Source organism: Streptomyces sp. NPDC051913 (assembly GCF_044593635.1).
Classification (GTDB): domain Bacteria; phylum Actinomycetota; class Actinomycetes; order Streptomycetales; family Streptomycetaceae; genus Streptomyces.
Genome location: NZ_JBIUCI010000022.1, coordinates 114,691 through 141,227, shown reverse-complemented (window position 1 = coordinate 141,227; position 26,537 = coordinate 114,691). Strand labels below are relative to the sequence as shown.

27 protein-coding genes are annotated in these 26,537 nt (G+C 71.9%); 10 read left to right on the top strand and 17 right to left on the bottom strand.

The genetic code is table 11. The annotated features are described in order from the left end of the window. Positions 1 to 69: 69 nt before the first annotated feature. A complete protein-coding gene (locus ACIHIX_RS41775) occupies positions 70 to 1,326 on the top strand; it encodes an arsenic transporter (protein WP_399965803.1) in 1,257 nt (418 codons plus the stop codon). 15 nt (positions 1,327 to 1,341) lie between these two features. Here the strand turns inward: ACIHIX_RS41775 and ACIHIX_RS41770 are convergent, their stop codons facing one another. Continuing rightward, the gene (locus tag ACIHIX_RS41770; RefSeq protein ID WP_399965789.1) at positions 1,342 to 3,258 is read right to left on the bottom strand and encodes a ricin-type beta-trefoil lectin domain protein; all 1,917 of its coding nucleotides are present in this window, start codon (positions 3,256 to 3,258) and stop codon (positions 1,342 to 1,344) included. A gap of 278 nt (positions 3,259 to 3,536) precedes the next feature. Beyond that, the gene (locus ACIHIX_RS41765) at positions 3,537 to 4,415 is read right to left on the bottom strand and encodes a helix-turn-helix domain-containing protein (protein ID WP_399965788.1); all 879 of its coding nucleotides are present in this window, start codon (positions 4,413 to 4,415) and stop codon (positions 3,537 to 3,539) included. 63 nt (positions 4,416 to 4,478) lie between these two features. Between ACIHIX_RS41765 and ACIHIX_RS41760 the strand changes: the two genes are divergently transcribed. Further along, positions 4,479 to 5,276: a phytanoyl-CoA dioxygenase family protein gene (locus ACIHIX_RS41760; protein ID WP_399965787.1), complete on the top strand. Its 798-nt coding sequence runs from the start codon at positions 4,479 to 4,481 to the stop codon at positions 5,274 to 5,276. A 9-nt stretch (positions 5,277 to 5,285) separates the two neighbouring features. Here ACIHIX_RS41760 and ACIHIX_RS41755 read toward each other — a convergent pair whose 3' ends face one another. From ACIHIX_RS41755 to ACIHIX_RS41745, 3 genes are all read right to left on the bottom strand, one after another. After that, positions 5,286 to 6,254 (bottom strand): aldo/keto reductase, encoded by a 969-nt coding sequence (locus ACIHIX_RS41755; protein WP_399965786.1) that lies wholly within the window; start codon positions 6,252 to 6,254, stop codon positions 5,286 to 5,288. 70 nt (positions 6,255 to 6,324) lie between these two features. Next, positions 6,325 to 6,840 carry a flavoprotein gene (locus ACIHIX_RS41750; RefSeq protein WP_399965785.1) on the bottom strand — a complete coding sequence of 172 codons (516 nt, stop codon included), beginning with the start codon at positions 6,838 to 6,840 and terminating at the stop codon, positions 6,325 to 6,327. 27 nt (positions 6,841 to 6,867) lie between these two features. Next, on the bottom strand, positions 6,868 to 7,326 hold the full coding sequence (locus ACIHIX_RS41745) for a nuclear transport factor 2 family protein (RefSeq protein ID WP_399965784.1): 459 nt from the start codon (positions 7,324 to 7,326) through the stop codon (positions 6,868 to 6,870). 127 nt (positions 7,327 to 7,453) lie between these two features. Between ACIHIX_RS41745 and ACIHIX_RS41740 the strand changes: the two genes are divergently transcribed. After that, entirely contained in the window at positions 7,454 to 8,011 is a 558-nt protein-coding gene (locus tag ACIHIX_RS41740) for a TetR/AcrR family transcriptional regulator (RefSeq protein WP_399965783.1), read from the top strand. Between the two features lie 52 nt (positions 8,012 to 8,063). Here the strand turns inward: ACIHIX_RS41740 and ACIHIX_RS41735 are convergent, their stop codons facing one another. Both ACIHIX_RS41735 and ACIHIX_RS41730 read right to left on the bottom strand, forming a co-directional pair. Then, positions 8,064 to 8,252: a ferredoxin gene (locus ACIHIX_RS41735; RefSeq protein WP_399965782.1), complete on the bottom strand. Its 189-nt coding sequence runs from the start codon at positions 8,250 to 8,252 to the stop codon at positions 8,064 to 8,066. Between the two features lie 13 nt (positions 8,253 to 8,265). Further along, positions 8,266 to 9,480 carry a cytochrome P450 gene (locus ACIHIX_RS41730; RefSeq protein ID WP_399965781.1) on the bottom strand — a complete coding sequence of 405 codons (1,215 nt, stop codon included), beginning with the start codon at positions 9,478 to 9,480 and terminating at the stop codon, positions 8,266 to 8,268. 1,225 nt (positions 9,481 to 10,705) lie between these two features. Between ACIHIX_RS41730 and ACIHIX_RS41725 the strand changes: the two genes are divergently transcribed. Beyond that, a complete protein-coding gene (locus ACIHIX_RS41725) occupies positions 10,706 to 11,329 on the top strand; it encodes a LysE family transporter (protein ID WP_399965779.1) in 624 nt (207 codons plus the stop codon). Between the two features lie 130 nt (positions 11,330 to 11,459). Here the strand turns inward: ACIHIX_RS41725 and ACIHIX_RS41720 are convergent, their stop codons facing one another. Next, positions 11,460 to 11,906 (bottom strand): nuclear transport factor 2 family protein, encoded by a 447-nt coding sequence (locus ACIHIX_RS41720; protein ID WP_399965778.1) that lies wholly within the window; start codon positions 11,904 to 11,906, stop codon positions 11,460 to 11,462. 179 nt (positions 11,907 to 12,085) lie between these two features. Here ACIHIX_RS41720 and ACIHIX_RS41715 point away from each other — a divergent pair, with 179 nt between their 5' ends. Next, on the top strand, positions 12,086 to 12,535 hold the full coding sequence (locus ACIHIX_RS41715; protein WP_399965777.1) for a nitroreductase family deazaflavin-dependent oxidoreductase: 450 nt from the start codon (positions 12,086 to 12,088) through the stop codon (positions 12,533 to 12,535). 91 nt (positions 12,536 to 12,626) lie between these two features. Here ACIHIX_RS41715 and ACIHIX_RS41710 read toward each other — a convergent pair whose 3' ends face one another. Further along, entirely contained in the window at positions 12,627 to 13,541 is a 915-nt protein-coding gene (locus tag ACIHIX_RS41710; RefSeq protein ID WP_399965776.1) for a cation diffusion facilitator family transporter, read from the bottom strand. A 256-nt stretch (positions 13,542 to 13,797) separates the two neighbouring features. Between ACIHIX_RS41710 and ACIHIX_RS41705 the strand changes: the two genes are divergently transcribed. After that, the gene (locus ACIHIX_RS41705) at positions 13,798 to 14,826 is read left to right on the top strand and encodes a glutathione S-transferase family protein (protein WP_399965775.1); all 1,029 of its coding nucleotides are present in this window, start codon (positions 13,798 to 13,800) and stop codon (positions 14,824 to 14,826) included. A gap of 23 nt (positions 14,827 to 14,849) precedes the next feature. Next, positions 14,850 to 15,158 carry a DUF4235 domain-containing protein gene (locus tag ACIHIX_RS41700; RefSeq protein ID WP_399965773.1) on the top strand — a complete coding sequence of 103 codons (309 nt, stop codon included), beginning with the start codon at positions 14,850 to 14,852 and terminating at the stop codon, positions 15,156 to 15,158. 58 nt (positions 15,159 to 15,216) lie between these two features. Here ACIHIX_RS41700 and ACIHIX_RS41695 read toward each other — a convergent pair whose 3' ends face one another. The 3 genes from ACIHIX_RS41695 to ACIHIX_RS41685 all read right to left on the bottom strand — a co-directional run bounded on the left by ACIHIX_RS41695 (position 15,217) and on the right by ACIHIX_RS41685 (position 16,924). Continuing rightward, positions 15,217 to 15,609 carry a VOC family protein gene (locus ACIHIX_RS41695; RefSeq protein WP_399965772.1) on the bottom strand — a complete coding sequence of 131 codons (393 nt, stop codon included), beginning with the start codon at positions 15,607 to 15,609 and terminating at the stop codon, positions 15,217 to 15,219. Between the two features lie 79 nt (positions 15,610 to 15,688). Continuing rightward, positions 15,689 to 16,153: a pyridoxamine 5'-phosphate oxidase family protein gene (locus tag ACIHIX_RS41690; RefSeq protein ID WP_399965771.1), complete on the bottom strand. Its 465-nt coding sequence runs from the start codon at positions 16,151 to 16,153 to the stop codon at positions 15,689 to 15,691. A gap of 39 nt (positions 16,154 to 16,192) precedes the next feature. Then, positions 16,193 to 16,924, bottom strand: coding sequence for a TetR/AcrR family transcriptional regulator (locus tag ACIHIX_RS41685; protein ID WP_399965770.1), 732 nt, complete (start codon positions 16,922 to 16,924; stop codon positions 16,193 to 16,195). A 126-nt stretch (positions 16,925 to 17,050) separates the two neighbouring features. Here ACIHIX_RS41685 and ACIHIX_RS41680 point away from each other — a divergent pair, with 126 nt between their 5' ends. From ACIHIX_RS41680 to ACIHIX_RS41670, 3 genes are all read left to right on the top strand, one after another. After that, the gene (locus ACIHIX_RS41680) at positions 17,051 to 18,553 is read left to right on the top strand and encodes an APC family permease (RefSeq protein ID WP_399965769.1); all 1,503 of its coding nucleotides are present in this window, start codon (positions 17,051 to 17,053) and stop codon (positions 18,551 to 18,553) included. A gap of 10 nt (positions 18,554 to 18,563) precedes the next feature. Continuing rightward, positions 18,564 to 20,213 carry an amidohydrolase gene (locus tag ACIHIX_RS41675; RefSeq protein WP_399965768.1) on the top strand — a complete coding sequence of 550 codons (1,650 nt, stop codon included), beginning with the start codon at positions 18,564 to 18,566 and terminating at the stop codon, positions 20,211 to 20,213. Between the two features lie 181 nt (positions 20,214 to 20,394). After that, positions 20,395 to 22,110 carry a hypothetical protein gene (locus ACIHIX_RS41670; RefSeq protein WP_399965766.1) on the top strand — a complete coding sequence of 572 codons (1,716 nt, stop codon included), beginning with the start codon at positions 20,395 to 20,397 and terminating at the stop codon, positions 22,108 to 22,110. A 66-nt stretch (positions 22,111 to 22,176) separates the two neighbouring features. On the opposite strand, the gene ACIHIX_RS41665 is transcribed toward ACIHIX_RS41670, so the two are convergent. The 5 genes from ACIHIX_RS41665 to ACIHIX_RS41645 are packed head-to-tail and all read right to left on the bottom strand — an operon-like array spanning position 22,177 to position 26,534. Then, positions 22,177 to 23,427, bottom strand: a complete 1,251-nt coding sequence (locus ACIHIX_RS41665; protein ID WP_399965765.1) for a cytochrome P450 — start codon at positions 23,425 to 23,427, stop codon at positions 22,177 to 22,179. Further along, the gene (locus tag ACIHIX_RS41660) at positions 23,424 to 24,026 is read right to left on the bottom strand and encodes an ATP/GTP-binding protein (RefSeq protein WP_329342435.1); all 603 of its coding nucleotides are present in this window, start codon (positions 24,024 to 24,026) and stop codon (positions 23,424 to 23,426) included. The genes ACIHIX_RS41665 and ACIHIX_RS41660 overlap by 4 nt, the downstream gene beginning before the upstream one ends. Then, positions 24,007 to 24,378 carry a DUF742 domain-containing protein gene (locus tag ACIHIX_RS41655; RefSeq protein ID WP_329342434.1) on the bottom strand — a complete coding sequence of 124 codons (372 nt, stop codon included), beginning with the start codon at positions 24,376 to 24,378 and terminating at the stop codon, positions 24,007 to 24,009. Before ACIHIX_RS41655 ends, ACIHIX_RS41660 begins: the two co-directional genes overlap by 20 nt. Beyond that, positions 24,375 to 24,794 carry a roadblock/LC7 domain-containing protein gene (locus ACIHIX_RS41650; RefSeq protein WP_329342433.1) on the bottom strand — a complete coding sequence of 140 codons (420 nt, stop codon included), beginning with the start codon at positions 24,792 to 24,794 and terminating at the stop codon, positions 24,375 to 24,377. Before ACIHIX_RS41650 ends, ACIHIX_RS41655 begins: the two co-directional genes overlap by 4 nt. Before the next feature lie 6 nt (positions 24,795 to 24,800). Continuing rightward, positions 24,801 to 26,534 (bottom strand): ATP-binding protein, encoded by a 1,734-nt coding sequence (locus ACIHIX_RS41645; RefSeq protein ID WP_399965764.1) that lies wholly within the window; start codon positions 26,532 to 26,534, stop codon positions 24,801 to 24,803. Positions 26,535 to 26,537 lie beyond the last annotated feature (3 nt).

The window sequence follows — 26,537 nt, the reverse complement described above, 5'->3', positions numbered from 1 at the left end:
TTCGCGGTCTCTTACTTTCACCTGTTTTCATGGGTGGGTACGGCTCGAACACGCTCCGAAGGATCCCCCCTGAACACCCCGCTCGCCGAAGTCCTGTCCATAGCTCTGCTCGTCGCCGTACTCGCCTGGGCGGTGGTGCGTCCGCGCGGGCTGCCCGAGGCGGTGGTGGCGGTTCCGGCGGCGGGGCTGGCCGTCGCGACCGGCGCGATCTCGCCGGAGCACGCGTGGGCCGAGGCGGAACGGCTCGGACCGGTGGTCGGGTTCCTCGCCGCGGTCCTCGTGCTGGCCCACTTCTGCGATGTCGAGGGGCTCTTCCGGGCCTGCGGGGCGTGGATGTCGCGGCGGGCCGCGGGCCGCCCCCGCACCCTGCTGACGTCGGTGTTCGTGCTCGCGTCGGCGATCACCGCGGTGCTCAGCCTGGATGCCACGGTCGTCCTGCTCACCCCGGTCGTGCTGGCCACCGCGGCCCGCAGCGGGGTCCGGGCCCGGCCGCACCTGTACGCCTGCGCGCATCTGTCGAACACGGCGTCGCTGCTGCTTCCGGTGTCCAACCTGACCAACCTCCTCGCCTTCGAGGCGAGCGGGCTGAGCTTCACCCGGTTCGCGGCGCTGATGGCCCTGCCCTGGCTCGTCGCCATCGGCGCCGAGTACCTGGTGTTCCGGCGCTTCTTCGCCGACGACCTGGGGGCCGCCGTCGCCGCTCCCGACACGGCCGAGCCGCCCGAGCTGCCGCGCTTCGCCCTCGTCACCGTCGGCTGCACCCTGGCCGGGTTCGTGGTGGCGTCCGCGGTCGGTGTCGACCCGGCGTGGGTGGCCCTCGCGGGCGCGCTGGTGCTGGCCGGGCGGGCGCTGGTGCGGCGCCGGGCCACGCCGCTGACCGTGGTGAGGGCCGCGGCGCCGGGCTTCCTGGCGTTCGTGCTCGCGCTCGGCGTGGTCGTCCGGGCGGTCGTCGACAACGGACTCGCCGACGCGCTGCGCCATGCGATCCCCGAGGGGTCCGGAGTGGTGGCGCTGCTCGGGATCGCCGCGCTGGCCGCCGTACTGGCGAACCTGATCAACAACCTGCCCGCGGTGCTGGTCCTGCTGCCGCTGACCGCGAGCGCCGGGCCGGGCGCGGTCCTCGCGGTGCTGATCGGCGTCAACATCGGCCCGAACCTCACCTACGCCGGTTCGCTGGCCACACTGCTGTGGCGGCGGATCGTGCAACGCGACGGGCAGGCCGTCGCTCTCGGCGAGTTCACCCGCCTCGGCCTGCTCGCCGTCCCGGCCGCACTGGTGCCGGCCACCCTCGCCCTGTGGGGCTCGATCCAGCTGATCGGGGCCTGAGGAGCCGCGCGGGGGTCAGCGCCGGCCGCCGCCTCCGTAGCCCCCGTACCCGCCGTAGCCTCCGTATCCGGAGCCGTACTGGCCGTCCCAGTCGCAGGAGTACGTGTAGTAGCAGGGGACGTCGCTCGGGTAGGCGCCGCCGGGGGTCGGCGCCGCGGTCGACGCGGTCGCGGACGGTGTCGGCGTGGGGGTCGCCTTCTTCGGGGTGGGCGTGGGACTCGGCGTGGGGGTGGGGGTCGGGGTGGGCTCGGCCACGGCGTCCCAGTTGACCCACTCCATCTGGAGGTCGGCCTTGGAGGTGTCGAAGACCCAGCGCTGGACGGCGGTGTCGTCGGCGCGCGCCTTCAGGACCAGGGCGCCGGTGCCGTCGGTGGCGGCCGGGGTCAGGGCCAGGTCCTGGTTCCGGCGCGGCACCAGGTTGCCGCGCGTGGTGAAGTCGTAGCGGACGTCCTTGGCCTCGGTCTTCGCGAGGCCGGTGCACGGGCCGAGCTGCACCGAGTAGCCGAGGTGGGAGTCGAGGCAGAGCTCGGGGTCGGCGGAACTGCGCAGCAGTCCGTCGGTCTCGTACGTCCACTGCTGGGTGCTGTCCGAGGTGCAGTCGGTGACCTCGGTCTCGGCGCCCTTGACGGCCTTCTTGCCGACCACGGCCACACAGAGCCCGGAGTCGACGTTGTGGATCCGGCCGCTCAGCGTGCCCTGGCCCGCCTTGCCGGCGCCGACCCAGGTCGGGTCGGTGGTGGAGCGGTCCGCCCCGGTGTCGGGTGCGTCGGAGGCCCGGGAGCCCGCGGTCGGGGCGGGGTCGTCGCCGCCCTGGACGGCCCACAGGACCAACGGAAGGGCGACCAGGGTGCTGACGGTCAGGACGGCCGCGGTGAGGTTGCGACGGCGGGCGGCCTTCTTCGCCGAGTGCCGTCTGCGGGTTCTTCGGGCCGCAGCGGGGGCTCCGGGGGCTCCGGTACGGGCAGCGGGGGCCCCGTCGGGGATCGGGGTGCCGGGGACGGAGGGGCTGGTACGGGGAACCGGGGGCAGGTCGAAGAAGGGCTCGCCGGCGATGGCCTGGTGTGCCATGGCCGGCTCCGGCGACATCGGCGCGTCCGCCGCCTCCTGGGCGGCCCGGGTCTCCGCGTAGGCGCGTCCGCCCCAGCCGAGGACCGCCTCGGCGAGGGCGACGCCGAGGTCGTCGTTGAACTGGTTCAGCTGGTCGGCGGTGTGCCGGCAGTGCTTGCAGCGGTCGAGGTGGGCGCGGAGGTCGGGGTCGACGTCGACGCCCCCGCGCCGGTAGGTGACGTCCAGCATCCGCAGGAAGCTGCGGCACTCCTGTTCGGGGGCGAGTTCGCGGTGGACCTGGAGACACTCCTCGCGCAGCCGCTCACGGGCCCGGCCCAGTTCGACCCGGACGTCCTCCACGTCCAGGCCCAGCAGGGCGCCCGGTATCTCCAGCGGCTCGCCCTCGACCTCGCTGTGCCACAGCAACGCGCGGGCGGACTGGGGCAGCCGCTGGAACGCGCCGGACAGCAGGCGACGGTCGGCGGGCGGCAGCAGCCGGGCCGCGGCCCGCTCCCCGTCGGTCTCGGAGCGCAGTTCGGGGTGGAGCTGTTCGCGGCGGCGGTCGGTGTCCCATTCGGCGGCGATCCGTCGCACGGTGACGAGGATCTGCGGGCGCCAGGCGGCCGTCGGTCCGTTGTGCCGCAGGGATTCGCCGAAGAGCCGGGTGAATGCGGCGGTGGTGAGCATTCCCGCGGAACGCGGTCCGTCGGTGCACAGCCGGGCATAGGCGTAGGCCGCTTCCCAGTGCCGGTCGAGGAGTTCACCGACGGGATGCAGGGCCGGTGCCGCACCCGTCCACTTCTTCAGTTCGGCGCTGAGTTGCGCGTCCGTCACATCGAACAGGCGGGCCGGGGCAGGGGAATTCGGCAGGCCTGCGTCATTCACGGCGGCATTCCTCTCGGGGGCTTGCACAGGAAAGTCCATACCAATGGGTATGTGATCCCGCCGACGACAGCTCTCGTGAAGCGTGGGGGGCGTACGGGAGGGAGGCCCCACCTTTCCACAGGTTAGCGAGATGTAACAAGAGAGCCCGCTGTTTTGTGCATTACGTGCGCACCATGCCTTTTTGACGATGGGTCAATAGCGCGAGCGTTAGTGAATGACTTTCCTTCGGTGAACCATTGAACGGCCACTCCATCGCGTATACGCCGAGTCCGGACCGCTCATGCCTCAACCATTGGCCCGCCGGACCGGTACGCGCCGGGCGGCATGCCGAAACGCTCGCGGAAGACCCGGTGGAAATGGAAGGGGCTCACGAACCCCGACGCCGTGGCCACCCGTTCCACGGGCAGGTCGGTGGCCTCCAGCAGTCGCGCCGCGTGCCGCAGCCGCGCCTCACGCAGGGCGCGCATCGGCGACTGGCCCACCTGGCGGGTGAACAGGTGCGCCAGCCGGGAGGGCGACAGGGAGACGTGCGCGGCGAGGGAGTCGACGGTGTGGGGCGCGCCGGGGTCGGCGGCGAGGAGTTCCTGGACCCGGGCGACGCGGGGGTCCAGGCCGGGTGCCGGGGGCCGGCGACGGGCCGCGCCCGCGGTGAGCAGCACGACCTCCTCCAGGGCGCACAGGGCGAGTTCACGGGCGACGGTGTCGTGGGCGACGGCGATCCGGCCGTCCGGGGACGCGTGCATCCGGTGGAACGCCGCCTCGACGCGGTCGCGCAGACCGGTCGGGGTCGGGGAGACGACGTACAGGCCCGCGCCGCGGTCGTACGGGCGCAGCCAGGGCAGCCAGGAGGGCCGGGCCTGGCAGTGCACCCACCAGAACCGCCAGTGCGGGGCGTCGGGCGCGACGCCGTAGCCGTGCGGGGAACCGGGGGCGAGGGCGACCAGGTCTCCGGCGCCGGCCCGCGTGGTGGCCGAGCCGTGGCGCAGTTGCCCGGTGCCGGCCACGGTCCAGGTGAACAGCCAGCTGTCGGAGCCCTGCGGCCGGTTGATGAAGTACCCCGGCGACTCGTCGTAGCGGCCGAGCACCACCAGGCCCGCGGGCGGGGCGGGCACGCCCGGGGCAGCAGTCCCAGGCAGTCCGTCAGCGGTCACGAGCATCCTCTCGAACTCCGGTGCGACCTAGCTTGACATGCGTACACGCAGTTGCCGAGGAGGGCCCGTATGACCGTCATGGACAAGGACACCACGAGCTGGGTGAGCGCGTTCGAGGAGGACGGATTCACCGTCGTACGAGGACTGTTCGCCCAGGAGGAGATCGACCGGCTGTGTGCGGAGTTCACGGCACTGCACGCGGCCGGGCCGGTGCCCGGGCACTTCGCACCGCGGCCCGGGGACGACCCGTTGGCGGTGTGGCCGCGGGTGATGCAGCCGCACGAGATCAACCCGCTCGCCCGCCGGACACTGCTCGACACACGGCTCCGGGTGGTCCTGGAGGCCCTGCTGGACGAGGAGGCGCTGGCCGCGCAGAGCATGTTCTACTTCAAGCCGCCGGGGGCGCGGGGCCAGGCGCTGCACCAGGACAACTTCTATCTGCGGGTCGAGCCGGGGACATGTGTCGCGGCGTGGGTGGCGTGCGATGTGATCGACCGGGAGAACGGGGGCCTGGAGGTCGTTCCCGGTACGCACCGGATGGACCTGTTCTGCCCGGAGGAGGCGGACGAAGGGGTGTCGTTCGCCCGGGAGTACGTGGCGCCGCCCGCGGGCCTGGAGCCGGTCCCGGTGGACATGGCGCCCGGGGACGTCCTGTTCTTCAACGGGAGCCTGGTGCACGGATCGCAGCCGAACCGGAGCGACGACCGCTTCCGGCGGTCGTTCATCGGGCATTACGTGGGGCGCTCGACCGAACGGATCGGGGCGTACTACCGGACGATGTCGATGCGGGGTGACCGCGTCGCCCTGGCGGAGAGCGAAGGCGCGGGCCCCTGCGGCACGGAGTTCGCACCGCAGGGACCGCACTGAGAAGCGGCGTCAGTGGCCGACGATCGGACGGGCCGTGTAGGAGCTCTCCAACTCCTCGATCTCCTTGCCGCTCAGCTCCAGTTCCACCGCCGCCACCGCGTCCTCGATGTGGTGCGGCTTGGCGGCGCCGACGATGGGAGCCGCCACCGTGTCCTGGTGGAGCAGCCAGGCCAGGGCCACCTGGGCGCGGGGCACCCCGCGCTCGCCGGCGATACGGGTGACCGCCTCGACGATGGTGCGATCGCCGTCCTGGTAGAGGCGGTTGCCGAAGTTGTCGCCCGCGCTGCGCTCGGTGACCGTGCCCCAGTCCCGGGTCAGCCGGCCCCGGGCCAGCGGGCTCCAGGGCAGCGCGCTGACGCCCTGGTCGGCGCAGAGCGGGAGCATCTCGCGCTCCTCCTCGCGGTAGAGGAGGTTGTAGTGGTTCTGCATGGAGACGAACTTCGTCCAGCCGTGCCTCTCCGCCGCGTACTGCATCTTGGAGAACTGCCAGGCGTACATCGAACTCGCCCCGAGATAGCGGACCTTGCCGGCCTTGACCAGGTCGTGCAGGGCCTCCATGGTCTCCTCGACCGGGGTGTGCGCATCGAAGCGGTGGATCTGGTAGAGGTCGACGTGGTCGGTGCCGAGGCGGGTCAGGCTGTGGTCGATCTCCGTCATGATCGCCTTGCGGGACAGTCCGCCGCCGTTGGGTCCTGAGCGCATCCGGCCGTGCACCTTGGTGGCGAGGACGATCTCGTCCCGGTCGGCGAAGTCGCGCAGCGCCTTGCCGACGATCTCCTCGCTGGTGCCGTCGGAGTAGACGTTCGCCGTGTCGAAGAAGTTGATGCCCGCGTCCAGCGCCTGCCGGATCAGCGGCCGGGACGCCTCCGCGTCGAGCGTCCACTCGTGCACCCCGCGGTCGGGCAGGCCGTAGGTCATGCACCCCAGACAGATCCGCGACACGTCCAGGCCCGTCGAACCGAGCTTCACGTACTGCATCGTTGCTGCTCCTGCCTTCCGAGTGGTTACGAAAGGGAGCGTACGGCGTCCGCCCCGAAGCCTCGGCGGGTCACCGCACGAGCAGGTCCAGCGCCTGCTCCCAGCCGAACTCGGCCCCCGGCCCGCCCGCGAAGGGCGGACCGAACCGCACACCCATTGCCCGCAGCCGTATCAGGCTGTCCTGGTAGGCGGGATGGGCGGCCAGCGCGTCGGCCACGCACGGCAGTACGGCTATGGGGACGCCCAGGCCGCAGGCCTCGCAGAGGGTGGCCACGGCGAGGGTGTCGGCCAGTCCGGCCGCCCACTTGTTGACGGTGTTGAAGGTGGCGGGCGCGACCACGACGGCATCCGGTGACGGGAAGGGACGCGGGTCGCCGGGGGTGCGCCAGGCGGAGCGGATCGGGCGGCCGGTCAGGGTCGCGACGGCGGCGGTGTCGAAGAAGCCGTTCATCGCGACGGGGGTGGCGATGACGCCGACCTCCCAACCCCGTTCCTGGGCGGCGGTGATGAGTTTGCTGACGTCGGCGGCGATCCCGGCGGCGCAGACGACGACGTAGAGGAAGGGTTTCTCGGCCTGTTGGGTCACCTCGGAACCCTACTGAAGCCGTTGGATCTACTGGATCGGGAAGGACGACCCCTGCTCGCCTTCGGGGCGCGGGCCGACGATACGACGCTCCTTCTCCTCGATGGGCAGGTCGTTGATGCTGGCCTCGCGGCGGGTCATCAGGCCGTGCTCGTCGAACTCCCAGAGTTCGTTGCCGTACGAACGCCACCACTGTCCGTCGGCGTCGAGGGACTCGTACTGGAAACGGACGGCGATGCGGTTGCCGTCGAAGGCCCACAGGTCCTTGCGCAGGGCGTAGTCCCGCTCGCGTGACCACTTCTCGGTGAGGAACGCGACGATCTCGTCGCGGCCGGTGACGAAGGTGTCGCGGTTGCGCCACACCGAGTCCTGTGAGTAGGCGAGCGCCACCTTGTGCGGGTCGCGGGTGTTCCAGGCGTCCTCGGCGGCCTGCACCTTCCGGGCGGCGGTCTCGCGGGTGAAGGGCGGCAGGGGCGGACGGTCGGTCATGTCATCCTCCGTGACCAGAAAGGGAGAACGCGCGTTCTCCCGACTACTGCTACCGTAGGAGAACGCACGTTCTCTCGTCAAGGACCGTCACGGTTCCTCACGATCGCCAAGGAGTGGAGTGGCCCTCATGGACAGCGCGACCGCCCGGGAGCGGGCCCTGGACGCCGCGGAGGAGCTGTTCTACGGCCGCGGCATCCAGTCCGTCGGCATGGACGACATCCGTGGCGCCTCCGGAGTCTCACTCAAGCGCCTCTACCAACTCTTCCCCGCGAAGGAGCAGTTGGTGGTGGCCTACCTGGAACGCCGCGACGTGCGCTGGCGCGGGCGGCTGGCCGCGCACGTGGAGCGCCACCCGGACCCCGAGGAGCGGATCCTCGCCGTCTTCGACTGGCTGGAGTCCTGGTTCGGCGAGGACGGTTTCCGCGGATGCGCATGGATCAACTCGTACGGCGAACTGGGCGCGAGGTCGGCGCCGGTCGCGTCCCAGGTGAGGGCCCACAAAGGCGCGTTCCGGGAGTATCTCGCCGCCCTGGTGGCGGACGCGGGACTGCCCGGCACGGTGGCCGGGCAGCTGTTCCTGCTCGCCGAGGGGGCGATGGTGACGGCCGGGATCACCGAGAGCACCGCGCCCGCGCGGGAGGCACGCGAGGCGGCACGGGTCCTGGTGCGGGGCGCCGACCGCTGAGATCGAGTGCGTGCATGGCGGCTCCCGGCAGGCGGGACTTTGCGGACAGGCCCTAGGTCACGGTGATGGCGGCCACGGGGCAGGCCCTGGCCGCCTCGCGGACCATGGGGTCCCCGGCACCGTCCTCCCGGCCGGGCAGCAGCGCGCTGAATCCGTCGTCGTCCTGGGTGAACACGGAGGGGGCGGACAGGGCGCACTGGCCGGCGCCGATACAGACGTCCTTGTCGATGTCGATGTGCATGGCCTTGAGCCTCTTACCAGGTCACGGGGAGTTCCAGCATCCCCTGGATCGTGTCGCCGGGCTTGAAGGGGATCTCGTCCGCGGGAGCGGCGAGGCGCAGCCCGGGCAGCCGGGTGAAGAGGGTGCGCAGGGCGATCTCCATCTCGGCGCGGGCCAGGTTCTGGCCGAGGCACTGGTGGATGCCGAAGCCGAAGCCGACGTGATGCCGGGCGGAGCGGTGCCAGTCCAGGGTGTCGGCGTCGGGGTAGACGTCCTCGTCGCGGTTGATGACAGAGGTCGAGAAGACCACCCCGTCGCCGGCCCGGATGGTCTCGCCGCCCGCCTCGACGTCCTCGGTGGCCAGCCGCAGCAGGCCGTCGGCGATCGACAGCATGCGCATCAGCTCCTCGACAGCGGCCGGCAGCAGCGCGGGGTCGGCCCGCAACTCGGCCAGCCGCTCGGGGTGTTGGAGCAGGGTGAAGGTGCCGAGCGAGATCATGTTGGCGGTCGTCTCATGGCCGGCGACCAGCAGGATGGTGGCGAAGGCGATGACGTCGACGCGGCTCAGCTCGCCGGAGCGCAGCCGGTCGTGGACGAGTTCGTCCAGCACCCCGTCGCCGGGCCGTTCCTCCTTCAGTTTCCGGTCGATCAACTCCCCGAAGTAGGCGTCGAGCTGGTCGCGCGCGTTCTGGGTGTCGGACGCCTTCGGTCCGCGCAGCAGTCGCCGTGACTGGGCCTCGAAGAAGTCGTGGTCGGTGTACGGGACGCCGAGCAGGGCGCAGATCACCATCGAGGGCACCGGCAGCGCGAAGGCGTTCACCAGCTCGGCGGGCGGGCCCTGCGCGATCATCGCGTCGAGCCGCTCGTCCACGATCCGCTGGATCTCCGGTCGCAGTTCCACGGCCCTGCGCAGGGTGAAGCTGGGCACCATCATCCGCCGTTGCGCGTGATGCTGCGGGTCGTCGAAACCGAGCAGCGCCACCCTCCGGTTCTGGGTGCCGGCGAAGCGTTCGGTGGGCGCGGGGAAGTCAGGGCGGGTGCGGTCGCTCGACAGCCGGGGGTCGGTGAGGAGGGCACGGGCGACCGCGTGCCCCGTGACCAGCCAGGCCGGTCGGCCGTCGTAGAGCGTGATGCGGGCCAGCGGACGGCCGTCACGCAAGGGGTCGTAGGCGGTGGGTGGGTGGTAGGGGCAGGTCCGATCCTGCGGGAAGGCGACGGGTTCCGTTTGCGTGCGGGGGGTTGCCGTCATGGAAGACCTCGCAGACGAAGGTGTGCGTCGTGCAGCAGCGTGCAGATCTTCATTAGATGCCCGGGGCATCTAATGGGCGACGCCAAGTTCGGCCAGATCGGTGGCGGGTGCAGGTTGGCCGGGGATGCTCGCTCGGGAATCGAAAACGGGGTGGGGTGGCGAGGTGCGGGGCGCGCCTCCGGTAAGAACGGGGCCCGACGGCGGGGGCCGGGCGGGCGGAGCACGGGAGGGCTGCCGACGGGGCGGGGCAGGCTGAGCACGGGAGGGCTGCCGACGGGGGCCGGGCGGGCTGCTGGCGTCGACGACCGAACGGGCTTCCGACGGGGACCGGGCGGGCCTCGGAGACGAGGGGGGGGCGGGGCCCGGTGTGGACCGCACCTGCCCCTCGCGGACGAAAGGGGCCGGCCTCCGGCGGGGCTCCCACGGGCCCAGGAGACGGCTGGGCAGCCTCGGTGCGGGCCGGGCTTGCCGTGGAGACGAACGGATGGGCCCGGTGTGGACCGGACGTGCCCCTCCGGGACTGAACGGCTGCCTGCCTCCGCAGGGCCCCCGACAGGCCTTCGACGACGGCTGGACCGGCCCCGGAGCGGGCTGGACGGGCCTCGGAGCGGGCTGGACTGGCCTCGGAGACGAAAGGGCAGGCCCCCGGTGGGGCCCCGACGAGCCTCCGGCGGCCGGGCGGGTCCCAGCGCGGACCGGACGTGCCCCTCGGGGACGAACAGGACCGCCCCCGGTGGAGCCCCGACAAGCCGCCGGCAACGGCCGGGCTGGCCCCAGCGCAGACCGGACGCACCCCTCGGGGACGAACAGGACCGCCCCCGGTGGAGCCCCGACAAGCCGCCGGCAACGGCCGGGGCGCCCCTGAGGCGGCGAACCGGGCGGGCCTCGTGCGGACCGGACGCGCCGCTCAGTGACGAACGGGGCCGGCCTCCGGCGGGGCCCCGGCAGGCGTCCTGCGACCGCCGGGCGGACCCCGGTTCGGGCCGGGCGGGTCTCGGGGGCGGACGAAGTGGCCTTCGTGCGGACTGGGCGGGCGGCGAGCGGGGTGGCCTTCGGTGAGGGGTGCGCGGGGTTTCGGCGAAAACCGGTTGTGGGCGGGGGGCCGGGGGCCGCAGAATCCCGCCATGCCTACGACCTACGCCCTTCTGCCGCTGACCGCCGCCGCCATGCCGGTGCGGTTCCAGCAGCAGTCCGGCCGTCCGGAGGGGCCGACACCGCTCGCGTCGTGACCGGGGCGCTCGTCGCGGGGCTGCTCGCGGGCTACGGCATCGCCATGCCCGTCGGCGCGGTCGCGACCTACCTCGTCTCGCTCACCGCCCGCACCTCCCTGCGCACCGGGGTCTGTGCCGCCCTGGGCGTCGCCACCGCCGACGGACTGTACGCGCTGGTGGCCGCGCTCGGCGGCACCGCCCTCGCCGCCGCACTGCGTCCCGTGCTCGGGCCGCTGCGCTGGGCCTCGGCCCTGCTGCTGCTCGCGCTGGCGGTCCGGGGCGCGGTCACCGCCGTACGCCAGTACCGCGGACGTCGGCTCGCCACCCGCGCGGACCCGCCTCCTCCGAGCCCCGCCCGCGCCTACCTGGCCCTGCTCGGGATCACCCTGCTCAACCCGACCACCGTGATCTATTTCGCGGCCCTGGTGCTCGGTTCCCGTACGGCGGACGCGGTGCAGCCACTGGAGCAGGGCGTGTTCGTCCTGGCGGCCTTCGTCGCGTCCGCGAGCTGGCAGGTCCTGCTGGCCGGCGGCGGGGCCTTGCTCGGCCGGGCGCTGACCGGGCGGCGCGGGCGGCTGGTGACGGCACTGGTGTCGAGCGCGGTGATCATGGCCCTCGCGGTGCGGATGATGTGGTGAGCAGGATCCCGCGCGCGGCCGGTCGCGGCGGGCGTGGCGGACCGGGTGGTCCGCACGGCCACCCGTGCAAGCGGCCGGAGCCTCAACCCGGGCGAGGGAGTCTCGGGCCTGTGGGGTCCGCCGCTGCTCGTCACGGGGTGAACGCCTGGGCCACCGCGAGGCTGTCCTCGTACACGTGGTGGCGGACGATCAGATCGTCCTCGACGGTCAGATGCAGGGCGAACCTGGCGCGATAGGGGCGCCCGGTCGACCTCGCCGTCTGCCGGATCTCGCCGAGGACCACCGCGTCGGCGCCGTCGACGAGGACGCGCTCGATCCGCGTGTCCGCCTGCCCGGGGACGTGGTGTGCGGTCAGTTCCCGGTAGTGGGCCGCGGCGTCCGCGCGGGTGGCGCGGTGGCGGATCCACGGGGTGGCGGCGCGGCCGTGCTCGTCCTCGGGCCAGTCCAGCTTCCAGTCGCCGTGTTCGGCGTACAGCTCGGCGATCCGCTCCGGGTCCCCCTGCCCGATGCGTCGCAGCAGTTCCGCGACCACGGAACGGGTCGTCGTCTCGGCGGTGGTGGTCATGTGTACGGCCATGGGTACTCCTCCCCTTTCGACGGTTGCCACTGTGCCCCGCGGGGGCCGAGCGAGGCGATTACCTCAGAGGTCATCGCGGAGCGGATGAATCCGCGGGGTTCCGGTGTTGTGGACCGTGCGGTGAGCAGTGATCCGTGAGCAGTGAGCCGTAGGACACGACGACGATGGGATGGGATGTCATGCCTCTCGAGGGCGAGTACGAGCCGAGTCCGACCGGGTGGGTGCGCGAGCAGGTGGAGTTGTACGAGAGCTCGGGCGGCACCGAGGGGACGACCCTGCTGGAGACCGGGATGCCCGTGATCCTGCTGACCACCGTGGGCGCCAGGAGCGGGAAGATCCGCAAGACCCCGTTGATGCGGGTCGAGCACGGGGGTCGGTACGCCGTCGTCGCCTCGCAGGGCGGAGCCCCCAAGCATCCGGTCTGGTACCACAACCTGAAGGCGGACCCCCGCGCGGAACTCCAGGACGGACCCGAGAAGCGGGACGTGGCCGCGCGTGAGGTGACCGGCGCGGAGAAGGCCGAGTGGTGGGAGCGGGCCGTGGCGGCCTATCCCCCGTACGCGGAGTACCAGGAGAAGACGGACCGCGAGATCCCGGTCTTCGTGCTGGAGCCGGCCGCGGAGCACTGACCGCGGAGCGCCGCGCGGTCGGCCCCGGAAAGATCTCGCGAGAAATCTTGGGACGGGGCGCATGAAGCCCCGTCCGCCGGGCACCTGTGCGTCAGGCCCCGCCGCGCTCCCCCGTCGCGGCGGGGCTTTCCTCTGCCTCGCCCGCGGGCCGGTCGGTGATGTCGAGGAAGATCTGGTCCGTCTCGGCGAAGGTGTCGGCGACGGAGCGCTTGATGCGTACGGCCACCTCCTCGACCCGCTCGCTGTCCAGGCCCGGCACGAGGTCGACGCGTGCGGCCACCAGGACCGACTCCAGCCCCGTCTTCATGGTGAACAGCGCCTCCACACTGTCGATCTCGGGCTGCTCCTGGAGCAGCGCCCGGATCCGCCCGCCGGTCTCCGCGTCGACGGCCTCCCCGATCAGCTGGTCGCGGGCCTCCCGCCCGAGCCGGTAGGCGACGTAGACGAGCAGCGCCCCGATCGCCAGCGACGCGGACGCCTCCCACACGACCTGCCCCGTGACCATGTGCAGAGCCATGCCTGCCATGGCCAGGGTGACGCCCAGCACCGCCGTGCCGTCCTCGGCGACGACCGTGCGCAGCGCCGGGTCGCGCAGGCCCTCGCCGGTGCCGCCCTGCTGATGCGTCTGGTACAGCGCCCGCACCAGCGACGCGCCCTCGGCGAGGAGGGCGACACCGAGGACGACGAGCCCGGCGACGTATCCGCTCAGCTTCTCCTCGCCTCCGCCGCGCAGTGCCTCGAAGCCCTGGAAGAAGGAGAAGCAGCCGCCCATGACGAAGATCCCCACCGCGGCGAGGAGCGACCAGAAGAACCGCTCCTTGCCGTAGCCGAAGGGGTGACGTGTGTCGGCGGGGCGGCGGCTGCGGCGCAGCGCGGCCAGGAGGAAGACCTCGTTGAGGCTGTCGGCGACCGAGTGGGCGGCCTCCGACAACAGGGCCGGGGAGTGCGCGATCAGCCCGCCGATCGCCTTGGCGACCGCGATGACCAGATTGGCGACGAGCGCCACGAGGACGGTGACCCGCGTTCTGCGGTCCGCTTTCCGAGCCTCCTTCTGGGCCGAGGACGCCTTCCCCGCATGTTCCGGCGACGCCTGTTGTGGTGGGTTCAGGGGTGTGTTCGCTGTTGTGTTCGAAGGTGTCCCGCTCACCTTCGCCGACTGCCCCGACTGGCGGGGCTCACACGCCGAAATCGGGGAACGCGGTGACCAGACACCCGCACGGCGGCACACGGCACGGCACGGCACAGGACAGCAGGGAGGCGGCATGAGTGGCTCGGACGGAGGCAACAGCGCGTACGGGAAGCGGACGTTCCAGCGCTCCAAGGCCCACTTCACGGACCGGGTCACCGCGGACGGCCGGGACGGCTGGCCGGTGGAGCCCGGCCGCTACCGTCTGGTGGTCAGCCGGGCCTGCCCCTGGGCGAGCCGGGCCCTGGTCTCCCGGCGGCTGCTGGGGCTGGAAGGCGTGCTGTCGCTCGCCGTGGCCGATCCCATCCAGGACGACCGCAGTTGGCGCTTCACCCTCGACCCGGACGGCCGTGACCCGGTCCTCGGCATCCGCTACCTCAGCGAGGCCTACGACCGGCGGGAGAGGGACTGTCCGGGCGGGGTGAGCGTGCCCGCGCTCGTGGACGTGCCCAGCGGGAAGCTGGTCACCAACGACTACCAGCAGCTCACCCTGGACCTCGCCACCGAGTGGCGTGCCCTGCACCGGGACGGCGCCCCGGACCTGTATCCGCGGGCGCTGCGCGAGGAGATCGACGCGGTGATGGCGGACGTCTACGAGGACGTCAACAACGGTGTGTACCGGGCGGGGTTCGCCACCGAGCAGGCGGAGTACGAGGCCGCCTGCTCGGCGGTGTTCCAGCGGCTCGAGCTGCTGACCCCGAGGCTCGCCCGGCAGCGCTATCTGGTCGGGGACACCATCACCGAGGCCGACATCCGGCTGTTCACCACGCTGGTGCGCTTCGACGCGGTCTATCACGGCCACTTCAAGTGCAACCGCTGGAAGCTGTCGGAGAACGAGGTGCTGTGGGGGTACGTCCGGGACCTCTACCAGACCCCGGGCTTCGGTGACACGGTCGACTTCGACCACATCAAGCGCCACTACTACCAGGTGCACACCGGCATCAACCCCACGCGGATCGTGCCCCTCGGACCGGATCTGTCGCAGTGGCTGACCCCGCACCACCGCGAGGAGCTGGTCGGCCGGCCGTTCGGCGACGGGACCGCACCGGGTCCGCCGCCGCCGGACGAGCAGGTGTCATCCCAGGGCCGGCCCACACCGGCGTAGCAGAACGAACGAAGGAGAGACGGATGGCCAAGAAGAACAAGAAGAAGATGAAGCTCCCCCTGGCCTACAAGCCCCTGGGTTTCGCGCTGGGTTGGTCGAGCGGGGCGCTGGCCGGTGTCGCGTTCCGCAAGACGTGGAAGGTGATCCGGCACGAGGACGACGCGCCCGACGCCCTGGACCGCAACCGGGGTTGGGGCGAGATCCTGTTCGCGGCGGCCGTACAGGGCGCGATCTTCGCGGTGGTGCGCAGCGCGGTGGACCGCACGGGCGCGAAGGCCATCGAGCGGTCCACCGGGGTCTGGCCGACCGACGACGACGGCGGCCGGGACTGACGCCGAGGCAACTGCGCCTGGACGCACCGCCGTCAGCGCCGATCCGGTCGCCCCGACGTCAGCCCTGCTTGGGCGCCGTCGGGGTGACCAGGCGCAGGGTGAAGGAGTGGCCGGCCGGGTCGGCGTAGCCGCGCTCCTCGAACGGGCCCGAGGCGTCCCTGGTCTCCAGTGGACGCCCGCCGAGCCCGATGACCCTGCGCTCCGCCTCGTCCAGGTCGTCGACGACGAAGTCGAGGTGGGCCTGGAGGGCGTTCTCGGGGCGCGGCCAGCTCGGCGGGGTGGCGTTCATGTCCCGGCGGAACGCCATCCGCATACCCTCCGAGCCCCTGATCTCCACGCGGTTGGCGGTCGCGTCCGTCTCCTCGCCCTCCAGCAGCTCCTTGTAGAACCCGGCGAGCTTCTCCGGCTCGGCGCAGTCGAGCACCACGACGCCCGCTTTCACCAGTGCCATGTCTCCTCCGTACGGTCCGGGGCGCGGGGCGTTCGTGCCCCGCGGCCCTGTACCCCACGGATATCCCGCTCCGGCCCGTTCAGTCGGCGACCAGCCACTCCCCGTCCCGCATCAGTTCCCGCCCGACGAGTTCATCGGCCTCGCGCCAGGCCTGGATCCGCACCGGACGGACCCTGAAGTACTCGTAGGGGGTGGACAGTTGGCGTGGGTCGAAGCCGGTCTTCGCCGCGAAGCGGTCGCCGTCCTCCTGGGACAGTTCGGCGCGGGTGATCGTCTCGACCGTGCCCTCGATCATCGTGACGTCCCTGGTCGGCCCGATGCCGAGCCGGGTGCGGCCGGTGGTGCGCAGATTGCGTCCGGTGGGGCTCTTGGCCGGGGTCGCGAGGAGCAGGGTGGCGCCGTCCCAGAGGAAGGAGAGCGGGACGAGGAACGGCACTCCGCCGTCCGCGGCGGCCGTCGCGACCCAGACGTCCTCGTCGTGCTCCAGGCGGTGCAGGGTGTCAAGCTTCCGCTGTTTCGCGGGACGTGCGGGCGGGTTCGCCATCGCCGGTCGGCCTCCTGGACTCGTCTGAAACGGACGGGATCAGTCTCGCGGCCGGACCCGTGCCGTGTCCTGGATCTCCGCGAGCCGGGCCGCCGCCGCCCCGAGCAGCAGGTCCAGCGCCGTCGGGTAGGAGCTGCGTGGCATGTCCGTGACGAGATGGCGGGCGGTCGCGGCGATGTGCGGGTGGGTGGTGGCGGGGAGTCGGGCGTACGTGGCCCGCCATACGGCCGTCTCCGCCTCCCGGGCCGGTTTCGGCAGCGCGGTGCTCGCCGAGTCGAGGGCGGCGAAGGCGAGCGCCTGGTCGACGAAGGCGTGGTAGATCCGCACCGCCTCGGCGTCGGGGAACCCGGCGTCGCGCAACACGCCGATGATGGTCTCCACGGCCTGGATCTCGTGGTCGCGCCCGGTGACCCGGTGCGAGCTGAGGACCGCGGCCCGGGGGTGGGCGAGCGCGCCGGCGTGCATGCGCAGGCCGAGGTCGCGCAGGTCGGCCTGCCAGTGCCCGGTGGGCCGCCAGGTGCGCAGGGTGTGGCCGATCAGCTCGTCGGCGACGGCGAGCATGAGGTCGTCGGTGTGCCGGAAGTACCGGTACAGGGAGCTGGGGTCGGCGCCGAGGGCACGGCCGAGGCGGCGCACGGAGAGGGCCTCGGCGCCGTGCTCCTCGATCAGCCTGAGGGCGGTGGCGACGATCAGCTCCTCGGACAGGACGACACCCTGCTTGGTGGGGCGTCTGCGCCGCCGGGCGTCGGGCGGGACGACACGTTCGCTCATGGCATGCCTCCGTGGGGCGGATGACGCGACCTTACGACAACACCGTTGACCTGTTAACCCCGCGGACAGTTTCATGTCGCCTCACCGGGGCCGACCAGGCCCCCCGGTGCGAGCGGAGAACCGGCCATGCCCGACACACCACCACCCCACGCGTCTCCCGTGCCGTCGGGGCTGCGCAAGTCACTCGGCGTCCTGGACGGCGTCGCCATCGCCGCCTCCAGCACGGCCGCGACCACCAGCATCGGCATCGGCCTCGGCGTCACGGCCGGCGTCGTCGGACTGCATCTGCCGGCGATCATGCTGCTGGCGTTCCTCCCGGTCCTCGGCATCGCCGGAGCGTACGCCCGCCTCAACCGCGTCGAGCCGAACGCCGGCAACGGCTATGTGTGGGTGGGCCGTTCGCTCACCCCCTGGCTGGGTTTCCTGGTCGGCTGGGTGAACATCGTGGCGACGGTGGCGTTCCTCGCCTACACCACCGCCGTCACCGGGTCGGCCCTGATCCAGCTGGCCGGGGACGCCGGAGTGCACCGGCTGGCCGGCCTCACCCTGGACCCGGGCTCCACGGCCCAGACGACACTCCTCGGTGTGGTGGTCCTCGCCGCGGTCACGCTGACCGCCGTGACGGGGGTACGGACCGCGGCACGACTGCAGGCCGGGTTGCTGGTCTTCGAGTACGTCGTCCTGCTGGGCTTCTGCGGATACGGCATCGTCACCGGCCCGCACGCCTTCAGCTGGAGCTGGTTCGACCCGTTCGCGATCCCGTCCGCGACCGCGCTGGCCCAGGGGTTGCTGCTGTCGGTGTTCTGCTACTGGGGCTTCGAGGCCGCGTTCAGCGTCTCCGAGGAGGTCCGCGACCCCCGGGACGCCTCCCGGGCCGGTCTGACGACCCTGTTCACCATGCTCGGACTGTTCCTCCTCGGCTCGATCGCCTTCCAACGCGTCCTGTCCGAGCAGGATTTGGCCGGGCACGGCGCCGAGGGCCTGGCCTTCTTCGGGGACCGGCTGGCCTCACAGCCGCTGGCCGCGCTCCCGCTGGTGGCCCTGATGTTCTCGGCGGTCGCCTCGCTCCAGGCGGGGGTGATCCCGACGGCCCGGGGCATGTTCGCGATGAGCCGGGACCGTACGCTCGGGCCGGTCTGGTCCAGGGTCAGCAGCCGGTACGGCACTCCCGCCGCCGGGACCGTGCTGATCGGCGCGCTGGCGGCCGGGGTCGCGCTCCTCGCCCTGGTCATTCCCCGGCTCGCGGACATGATCATGGCGACGGTGAGCGCCATCGGCATCGTGGTGGCCCTGTCGTACGCGCTGACCGCCCTCGCGGCCGCCGCGCGCTTCCGCTCGCTGCTGCGCGAGGACTGGCGGGAGGGCGTACGGGCCGTGGTGCTGCCCACGCTCAGCGCGCTGGCCCTGCTCGGTCTCGGCGGATATCTCGGCTGGTCCTTCTACACCTCCACCGATCACTTCGCACTGCGCGCGGACAACGGCTGGTTCCTGCTCAGCACCCCCCTGGCGATGATCGCGTCCGGCTTCGTGGCCGCCGCGTGGGCCAAGTGGGTACGCAGGTCTGCCTACTTCCGCACCGGCGAGGGCACCGACGCGGACGCGCCTCGCCTGATCCCCACCCCTCACTAGGAAACGGACCATGTACGCAGATCTGCTCTTCACCGGCGGCCCCGTCCTCACCCCCGAAGGCCGCGAGGGCCGCGGCGCGACCGCCGTGGCCGTCACCGGCGACCGCATCACCGCCGTAGGAGGGGACGAGGTCCTGGAACTCCGCGGGCCACGGACCGAAGTGGTCGACCTCGCCGGGCGGTTGCTGCTGCCGGGCTTCCAGGACGCGCATGTGCATCCCGTGCCGGCGGGCCTGGAACTGACCCAGTGCGATCTCACCGGCACGAGGACGGCGGCGCAGACGGTCGCCGCCGTGCGCGCGTACGCCGACGCGCATCCCGGGCGGGAGTGGATCACCGGCGGCGGCTGGTCCATGGAGGCGTTCGAGGGCGGCACCCCGACGAAGGAACTGCTGGACGCCGTCGTCCCCGACCGGCCCGTCTATCTGCCCAACCGCGACCACCACGGCGCCTGGGTCAACAGCCGCGCCCTCGCGCTGGCCGGCATCACACGCGACACGCCCGACCCCGCCGACGGGCGGATCGAACGGGACCCCTCGGGTTCGGGCGAGCCGAGCGGCACCCTCCAGGAAGGGGCGATGCAGCTCGTCGGACGCCTCGCTCCCCCGGCCACGCCGGCCGACCGGCTGGCCGCCCTGCTGCACGCACAGCGCCATCTGCACGCGCTCGGCGTCACGGCCTGGCAGGACGCGCTCGTCGGGGACTTCCTCGGCATGGACAACCCCGCCGAGGCGTATCTGACGGCCGCCCGGGACGGCTCGCTGACCGCGCGGGTCGTCGGCGCCCTGTGGTGGGACCGGGCGCGCGGGGCCGAACAGATCCCCGAACTCGTGGAGAAGCGGGCCGCGTTGAGCCACGGCCGGTTCCGGGCGGGCACCGTCAAGCTGATGCTGGACGGGGTCGCCGAGACCGGGACGGCGGCGCTGCTCGATCCGTATCTGGACAAGTGCGGCTGCGCCACCGCCAACCGGGGCACCAGCTTCATCGACCCCGGGCAACTTCCCAAGTACGTCACCGAGTTGGACGCACTCGGTTTCCAGTGCCACTTCCACGCGCTGGGTGACCGTGCCGTACGTGACGCGCTGGACGCCATCGAGGCCGCGCGCACCGCGAACGGACGGAGCGACACGCGACCCCACCTGGCACATCTTCAGGTGGTGCACCCCGACGACGTGCCGCGGTTCGCCCAACTCGGCGCCACCGCCAACATCCAGCCGCTGTGGGCGGCGCACGAACCGCAGATGGACGAGCTGACCATTCCCTTCCTCGGGGCCGAACGGGCCGCGTGGCAGTACCCGTTCGGCGCGCTGCTGCGCTCCGGCGCCACCCTCGCGGCGGGCAGCGACTGGCCGGTGAGCAGCCCCGATCCGCTGGAGGGCATCCATGTCGCGGTCAACCGGGTGGCACCGGGAGCGGACGGCGCGCCCGTCTTCCTGCCCGCCGAACGCCTGCGACTCGCCGAGGCGTTGACCGCGTACACGGCAGGTTCGGCGTATGTGAACCACCTCGACGACACCGGCCGGGTGCGGGTGGGGGCGCTGGCGGACCTGGTCGTGCTGGACCGCGATCCGTTCGCCGTCGCGCCCGAGGGGATCGCGGACACGCGGGTGGCGCTGACGTACGTGGGGGGCGCGCGAGTGTACGCAGCTCAAGGGGCTTGAGCAGTAACGGAGATCACGGTCGGGTCACGGTGTAGATCATTTACGCTCTGGGAAGCCTCGTTCCGCTTCTCGTTTCAACTTTCGTGTCACGAAGCTGAGTTCGAGTGCATGGGCGGTCTCCCCCTGGACCGCCCTTCCCAGGGGTGGGGGGGTTCTGCGCGCCGTCTCCGAAAGGATCCACATGCCTCAGGCCGTCACGTCCGACCTCCCCTCCGACATCCCCACCGGACGGCACCGTTCCACGGAGGCGGGGGACGCCCTGACCCGCCTCCTGGTCGAACACATCAAGGGGATCACCGAGCAACACCGCAGTTCCCAGAGCGCCGTTCAGCAACGGCTGGACGCACTCCGATCCCCCGGCGCCGGTACCACGCTGCGGGTGGAGGGAGCCCTGCACCTGGCGCGGCCCGCGTTCCTCCCTCCCGACGAGGAGGGCCAGGCACGGCTGAGCCGTCTCGACGCCGGGCTGCGCGTGATAGAGGCGGCCTTCCCCCAGGTCGCCACGGATGCCGAGATCTGCCGGCTGACCTGCACGATGCTGGAAGGGGCCTGGCGCAGCCGCGCCCTCGCCCCACCGCAGGCGCAGGCGCAGGCGCAGCAGACGCCCCCCTGCGCCTGCGTGCTCTGCCGCCGACTGCCCATACCCCCCGCCCGCACACTGGACGACTACGGCTGGCGGCAGAGCGCCGGGCGTCCCCTCGCCGTCAAGACCTGGCCGTACCGCCGGGAGCTCGACAGCGTGCTGACGGGCGGCTGGTCCTGGACCCGGCAGATGAACGACCTGGAGCACGACCTCGGCCACCGCCACCGCTTCGAGGACGACATCCTCGTCTTCCACGAGTACAAACGCGTGGTCGACACCATCGACACGACCGGCCTCACCCAGCTCATCGAAGACCGCCTGGCCGAGAACTTCAGCACCAACACGGCGCGGGCCCTGGTCGCCGGGCTCTTCGCGGCCCACAAGCGAGCCGTCGACGAGTACTGGCTCCAGCAGCACGGCGCGGGCACCGTCACGCTCCCGCAGACCAACCCGCTCAGCCACAGCACCTACTCGGCCCTGCAGATGATGGACTGTCTGTTCTGGCATGTCGCGCCCGACTCCGAGCTCTGGCAGGAGGAGAACCTCGCCTCGCTGCTGCTGTGCCGCGTCATCGACGACATGGCCGATGTCCGCGCCGACGCCCTGACCGGCGAGATCAGCAACTTCTGGCTCGCCGACCTGCCCACCCACACCAAGGCGTTCTACGCCGCCTGTGCCATGGCCATCGTCAAGTACGGCTGCACGCCCGAGGCGCACGAACCGATGTGGAACACCTGGCTGATGACGACGACCATCGTCTGGATGGGGCTCACCGGCCGCCACGCCCTGTGGTTCGACGGCATCACCCAGGGCCTCCCCCCGGCCGAGGCGTGCCCGCTGTGCGACCTGCAGCCCAACCCCTGCACCGGCATCCTCACCGAGGGCACCACCCTCACCGTCGCCCCGCGGGCCACGGTACCGGCGCTGAGCCCCCGGACCGCCGAGCTGTCCGCGCGCTGCAAGATCCAACACCCGCAGGTATGGCCCCTGTTCGACGCCGAGCTGCATGCCTTCGAGGCGGTGCACGGCCCCTGGTCCGGTGACATCGACAACGCGTGGGAGATACTGCGCCGCACCTACATAGCCGGCGTGGAGGCGTCCATGGCCGCGCCGTCCCCGGACCGCGCCCGTGCAGTCCAGGTGGACGCCGGCGTGGTCGGCGCCGAGAGGTTCCACGCCCTGCACGACCCTCGGACCGGCAGGGAGGACATCACGCTGCTGGCCTACATGTTCGCCTGCGCCCATCCGCACTTCCTCTGGAACGCCACGGGGTACGTCCCGACAGACGTGGCGGGCGACTGGCTCGACGGCTGACCGCGAACACACCGCTGCCCGGCCGGTGTTCCGGCCGGGCAGCGGTGGTGTCGGGCGGGAGCGGTGTCAGACGGAGAACTCGACGGGCAGGCTGTCGAGTCGGAACTCCCAGGTGGATGCGGTCGAGGAGAGTTCCTCCGACGGCACCGCCAGACGCAGGCCCGGCAGCCGGTGCAGCAGGACGTCCACGCCGATCTCGATGATGGACTGACCGATGCTCTGCCCCGGGCACTCGTGCGGTCCGGCGCTGAACGCCAGATGCGACTGGTTGCCCTGCACGGCCACGTCCGCGTCGGGCCGTACCTCCGGGTCGACGTTGCCTGCGGCCAGGCCCAGTATCAGGAGCTCGCCCTCCTGGATGTGATGGCCGCCGAGTTCCAGGTCGGCGGCGGCGAAGCGACCCGGCAGCACGGCCAGCGGCGGGGTGTCCCACATGACCTCCTCCACCACCGAGGAGATGTTCAGCTGCCCGCTGACCAGACCGGACAGCCGGGCGGAGTCGGTCAGGACCAGTTGCAGCACCCGGGCCAGCAGGTTGCTGGTGGTGGTGTGCGCGGCGATCAGCACCAGGCGCAGATGGCTGACGACCTCGTCGTGGTCGAGCCCGGCCGGGTGCTCCAGCAGGGCCGTGGCGAAGTCGGAGCCGGGCTCGGCGCGCTTGCGCTCGGCGAGGTCCGAGAGGATCTGCATGATCCGGCCGTTGTGCTCCAGAGCGCCCTCGCCGCCCTTGAAGACCTGGGCACACGACTCGACCAGGCGGACCCCGTCCTCCGTGCGCAGGCCCAGGATCCGGGTGAGCACGAGCATCGGCAGGAGCTCGGCGTAGTCGGCGACCAGGTCGGCCTGCCCCGTGTCGGCGAACGCGTCGATCTGCTTGTTGGCGAAGTACGTGGCATGCCGTCGCACACCACGGCTGGACGCCGCGAGCAGCCCGTCGGTGACCGCGCCGCGCAGCCGTCGGTGCGGCTCGCCGTCCTGGGAGACGCAGTCGGGCCGCCAGCCGACCATCGGGATCAGCGGGTGCGTCTCCGGGATGTGCCCCTCCCGCCAGTCCCGCCAGATGCGTGCGTCCCGGCTGAACTGGCGGGGGTTGTCGAGCACCCGCCGGTTGTCCCGGTAGCCCAGGACCAGCCAGGCCGGCACGTCACCCTCCAGCAGCACCGGCGCGACCGAACCGTGCTCCTTGCGCAGCCGCTCGTAGATCGCCTGCGGGTCGGTCGCCGCTTCCGGCCCGTAGAGCCGGGCGAGATCGACTCCGCCGTGGGCGACGGGGCAGCCGCGCGGGGCGTCGGTGCCGTTTAAGGGCTGATCGGTCATCGGGACTCCAGAGCGACGGCGGAGCGGTCCTTCAAGTGACGTATGAGGGCGACCAGTACGTCACGGCTGGAGGCCCGGTCGCGGGCGTCGCAGGCCACGACCGGGATGTGCTCGGGGATGTCCAGGGCGTCCCGGATCTCCTCGACGGGGTAGTCCTTGGAGTCCGGGAAGACGTTCAGGGCGACGACGAAGGGGACGTTCTGCCGCTCCATCTCCTCGATCGCCCGGAAGCTGGAGGCGAGCCTGCGGGTGTCCACCAGCACGACCGCGCCGAGGGCGCCCTTGAACAGCCCGTTCCACAGGAACCAGAACCGCTCCTGGCCGGGGGTGCCGAACAGGTACAGCATCAGGCTGTCGTTGAGGCTGATCTTGCCGAAGTCCAGGCTGACGGTGGTCTCCGTCTTGTCCGCGACGCCGATCAGGTGGTCGACGTCGGCGCTGGCCTGGGTGAGGGTCTCCTCGGTGGTCAGCGGCTTGATGTCGCTGACCGAGCGGACCATCGTGGTCTTCCCGGTGCCGAAGCCACCGGCGATCATCACCTTCACCGAGCGGGTCCCGCCGGCGTCCGGCCCGGGATGGTCAAAGCCTTTGAAGTCCACTGAGTACCTCCTCAAGGAGCGCGAGGTCGGGCCCGCGGCCGGCACCGTGCGCCGGGATGGGGTCACGGGCTTCGACGCGGTCTGCCTCCAGCAGGTCCGCCAGCAGCACCGCGAGAATGTTGAAGGGCAATCCGAGGTGGGCGCAGAGCTCGGCCACCGACAGCGGATCGCGGCAGCGCCGGACGATCTCCTCGTGCTCGTGCTGCATCCCCGTGCCCGGGGTGGATCGGGAGACGATGAGGGTTGCCACGTCGAGACTCGACGCCGAACCGCCCGGTCCGCTACGTCCTCCGGTGAGGACGTAGTAGCGCTCGAGACCGGACGGATCCGTGGGCCGGCGGGGAGCACTCATCCAGAGTGCTCCTCCAGGCGCGGAGTGGTGCCGAGGAGCTCACCCATCCGGCGGGCCAGGTCCCTCATCTGATGCCCGAGCAGCCCCTGGTCGAGGCCCTCACGGGCGAGCACACCGAGATACGTCTCCACACCCGCGCGTACGACGAAGAGGTGCCCGCCGTCGACCTCGATCATCGCCAGCCGCAACTGGCCCAGCTGTCCGCCGGGCCGGGCGAACTGCTCCGCGACCGGCTGGGCCAGCGCCTGGAGGCCGGCCACCACCGCCGCGAAGCGGTCCACGTCGTCGGGGTCCTCGGCGCCGAAGGAGGTGATGGCCTTGCCGTCGCTGGAGGCCACGAGGGCGAAACGGATCTCCGGGATGGACTCCACGAGATCGCGGAGCGCCCAGCTCACGTCGGTTCCCTGTTGCGTCATGTCGACTCAGTCGCTCTCTTCAGTGCTGTGCTCGGTGGACTCGCGGCCGTCGGTCGTGCCGTCGTCGCCCTGGACCGGACCGGACTCGCGTCCGGCGGTGGCGAAGGCGGCCAGGCCGGCGAAGGACGCGTCCGGCGGGACGGCGGAGACGGTTGACGTCGTCTCCTCGCCCGGCTCCGGGCGCGCGGCCGGGGTGTACCGGACCTCCTCGCTCCGCCTGCTCCGGCGCCGGGGCAGTCCGCCGGGCGTGGTGTCCGCGGCCCCCGTCGTGTCGGTCACCTCGGTCGTCTCGATCGTCGCGGCGGCGGGTGCCGGGGTCTCCTCCCTGGCGGGTGCCGGGGCGGAGGCCTGCACCACCGGTGCGGCCGCGGGCAGCGGGCTGAAGTACTTGTGCGGGACCACCACGACCACCGAGGTGCCGAGCCAGGGCGAGTCCGCGTAGGTGACGCGGATGCCGTAGCGACGGGCGAGGATGCCGACGACCCTGAGACCGATCGTGGCGTCCTCCGAGACACCGCCGAGTCCGGGACCGGATCCGGTACCGGCCAGGGCCTGCTCGGCCTCGCGCTTCTTCTCCTCGCTCAGCCCCTTGCCGGAGTCCTGGATCTCGATGCCGACACCGTTGGGCACCTCCTTGCCGGAGACGAGCACCGGCTCGGTGGGCGGCGAGTAGCGGGCCGCGTTGTCCAGGAGGTGGGCGAAGATCAGCGTGAGGTGGTCCACCAGACCGCCGTCGACGCCGAGTTCGGGCAGCTGGCGTACGTCGACCCGGTGGAAGTCCTTGATCCGGCCGATGCCGCCGCGGACCACGCTGAGCAGCCGCTGCGGTTCCTGCCACTGCCGGCCGGGACGGTCCGAGCCGCCCAGCACGCCGATGCTGGCGGCGAGACAGTCGGCGGGGCCGATCTCCTGGTCGAGCTCCATGAGTCCGCGCGCCACGGCGGGCAGCCGGCCGTGCTCACCCTGCATCTCGTGCAGCCGGCCGCGAAGCTTGCTGGTCAGCACATGGATGCGGTTGCCGATGCCGATGACGGCCTGCTCGGCGGCGGTGGACCGGTCGAACTCGCGCTCGACGCCGATCAGTGAGGTCCGCAGCACCTTGCGCAGCTCGGCCTGGAGCTCGGAACTCACCTTGGCGCACTGGTTACTGGCCGGCAGCAGGTCGTCGACGGCGTCACCGGCGCGCAGTTGCTCCAGCGCCTCGGGCAACTGCTCGTCGGCGAGCCGGGCCACGGCGGACAGCTGGTGGGCAAGCTGCTCCTGCCAGACCTCGGCCTGGTCGGCGAGCTGTGCCTCGTACGACGAGGCCTGCTCGGTCAACCGTCCCTCGTAGGCGCGGGCCTGCTCGGCGAGCCGCTCCTCATAACCGGCGACCTGCTCGGCGAGCCGTTCCTCGTAGCCTGCGGCCTGGTCGGCGAGGCGGGCGTCCTGAGCCGCGTGTTCCGCGGAGAACTTCCGTTCCAGGCCCGCGACATGCTGCTGCCACTGCTGGGAGTGCTCGGCCTGCGAGGTGCGGAAGCCGGACTCGGCGCGGTGCAGCTGCTTGCGCGTGCGGACCAGGAGCCGGACGCACACCGTGCCGGCCGCCGTGGCGGCGGCACCGGCGACGGCCGTGGTTATTCGCTCCGAGCTCATGAACGTGGCGGCAACTGTCCCGCCTCCTAAGGCCAGGGGCATCAGCCACCAGCTGTACCAGGCGACAGGGGCCCGCGCCGCCGGCGGCGGAGTGGCGAGTTCCATCTG

Bases quoted from the DNA above. Each gene is read 5' to 3' on its own strand.
- ACIHIX_RS41765 (WP_399965788.1), bottom strand. From the start codon at position 4,415: ATGCTCGTGACCGCTGACGGACTGCCTGGGACTGCTGCCCCGGGCGTG.
- ACIHIX_RS41760 (WP_399965787.1), top strand. From the start codon at position 4,479: ATGACCGTCATGGACAAGGACACCACGAGCTGGGTGAGCGCGTTCGAG.
- ACIHIX_RS41755 (WP_399965786.1), bottom strand. From the start codon at position 6,254: ATGCAGTACGTGAAGCTCGGTTCGACGGGCCTGGACGTGTCGCGGATC.
- ACIHIX_RS41745 (WP_399965784.1), bottom strand. From the start codon at position 7,326: ATGACCGACCGTCCGCCCCTGCCGCCCTTCACCCGCGAGACCGCCGCC.
- ACIHIX_RS41740 (WP_399965783.1), top strand. From the start codon at position 7,454: ATGGACAGCGCGACCGCCCGGGAGCGGGCCCTGGACGCCGCGGAGGAG.
- ACIHIX_RS41735 (WP_399965782.1), bottom strand. From the start codon at position 8,252: ATGCACATCGACATCGACAAGGACGTCTGTATCGGCGCCGGCCAGTGC.
- ACIHIX_RS41730 (WP_399965781.1), bottom strand. From the start codon at position 9,480: ATGACGGCAACCCCCCGCACGCAAACGGAACCCGTCGCCTTCCCGCAG.
- ACIHIX_RS41720 (WP_399965778.1), bottom strand. From the start codon at position 11,906: ATGGCCGTACACATGACCACCACCGCCGAGACGACGACCCGTTCCGTG.
- ACIHIX_RS41715 (WP_399965777.1), top strand. From the start codon at position 12,086: ATGCCTCTCGAGGGCGAGTACGAGCCGAGTCCGACCGGGTGGGTGCGC.
- ACIHIX_RS41705 (WP_399965775.1), top strand. From the start codon at position 13,798: ATGAGTGGCTCGGACGGAGGCAACAGCGCGTACGGGAAGCGGACGTTC.
- ACIHIX_RS41700 (WP_399965773.1), top strand. From the start codon at position 14,850: ATGGCCAAGAAGAACAAGAAGAAGATGAAGCTCCCCCTGGCCTACAAG.
- ACIHIX_RS41695 (WP_399965772.1), bottom strand. From the start codon at position 15,609: ATGGCACTGGTGAAAGCGGGCGTCGTGGTGCTCGACTGCGCCGAGCCG.
- ACIHIX_RS41690 (WP_399965771.1), bottom strand. From the start codon at position 16,153: ATGGCGAACCCGCCCGCACGTCCCGCGAAACAGCGGAAGCTTGACACC.
- ACIHIX_RS41685 (WP_399965770.1), bottom strand. From the start codon at position 16,924: ATGAGCGAACGTGTCGTCCCGCCCGACGCCCGGCGGCGCAGACGCCCC.
- ACIHIX_RS41680 (WP_399965769.1), top strand. From the start codon at position 17,051: ATGCCCGACACACCACCACCCCACGCGTCTCCCGTGCCGTCGGGGCTG.
- ACIHIX_RS41675 (WP_399965768.1), top strand. From the start codon at position 18,564: ATGTACGCAGATCTGCTCTTCACCGGCGGCCCCGTCCTCACCCCCGAA.
- ACIHIX_RS41670 (WP_399965766.1), top strand. From the start codon at position 20,395: ATGCCTCAGGCCGTCACGTCCGACCTCCCCTCCGACATCCCCACCGGA.
- ACIHIX_RS41665 (WP_399965765.1), bottom strand. From the start codon at position 23,427: ATGACCGATCAGCCCTTAAACGGCACCGACGCCCCGCGCGGCTGCCCC.
- ACIHIX_RS41655 (WP_329342434.1), bottom strand. From the start codon at position 24,378: ATGAGTGCTCCCCGCCGGCCCACGGATCCGTCCGGTCTCGAGCGCTAC.
- ACIHIX_RS41650 (WP_329342433.1), bottom strand. From the start codon at position 24,794: ATGACGCAACAGGGAACCGACGTGAGCTGGGCGCTCCGCGATCTCGTG.
- ACIHIX_RS41645 (WP_399965764.1), bottom strand. From the start codon at position 26,534: ATGGAACTCGCCACTCCGCCGCCGGCGGCGCGGGCCCCTGTCGCCTGG.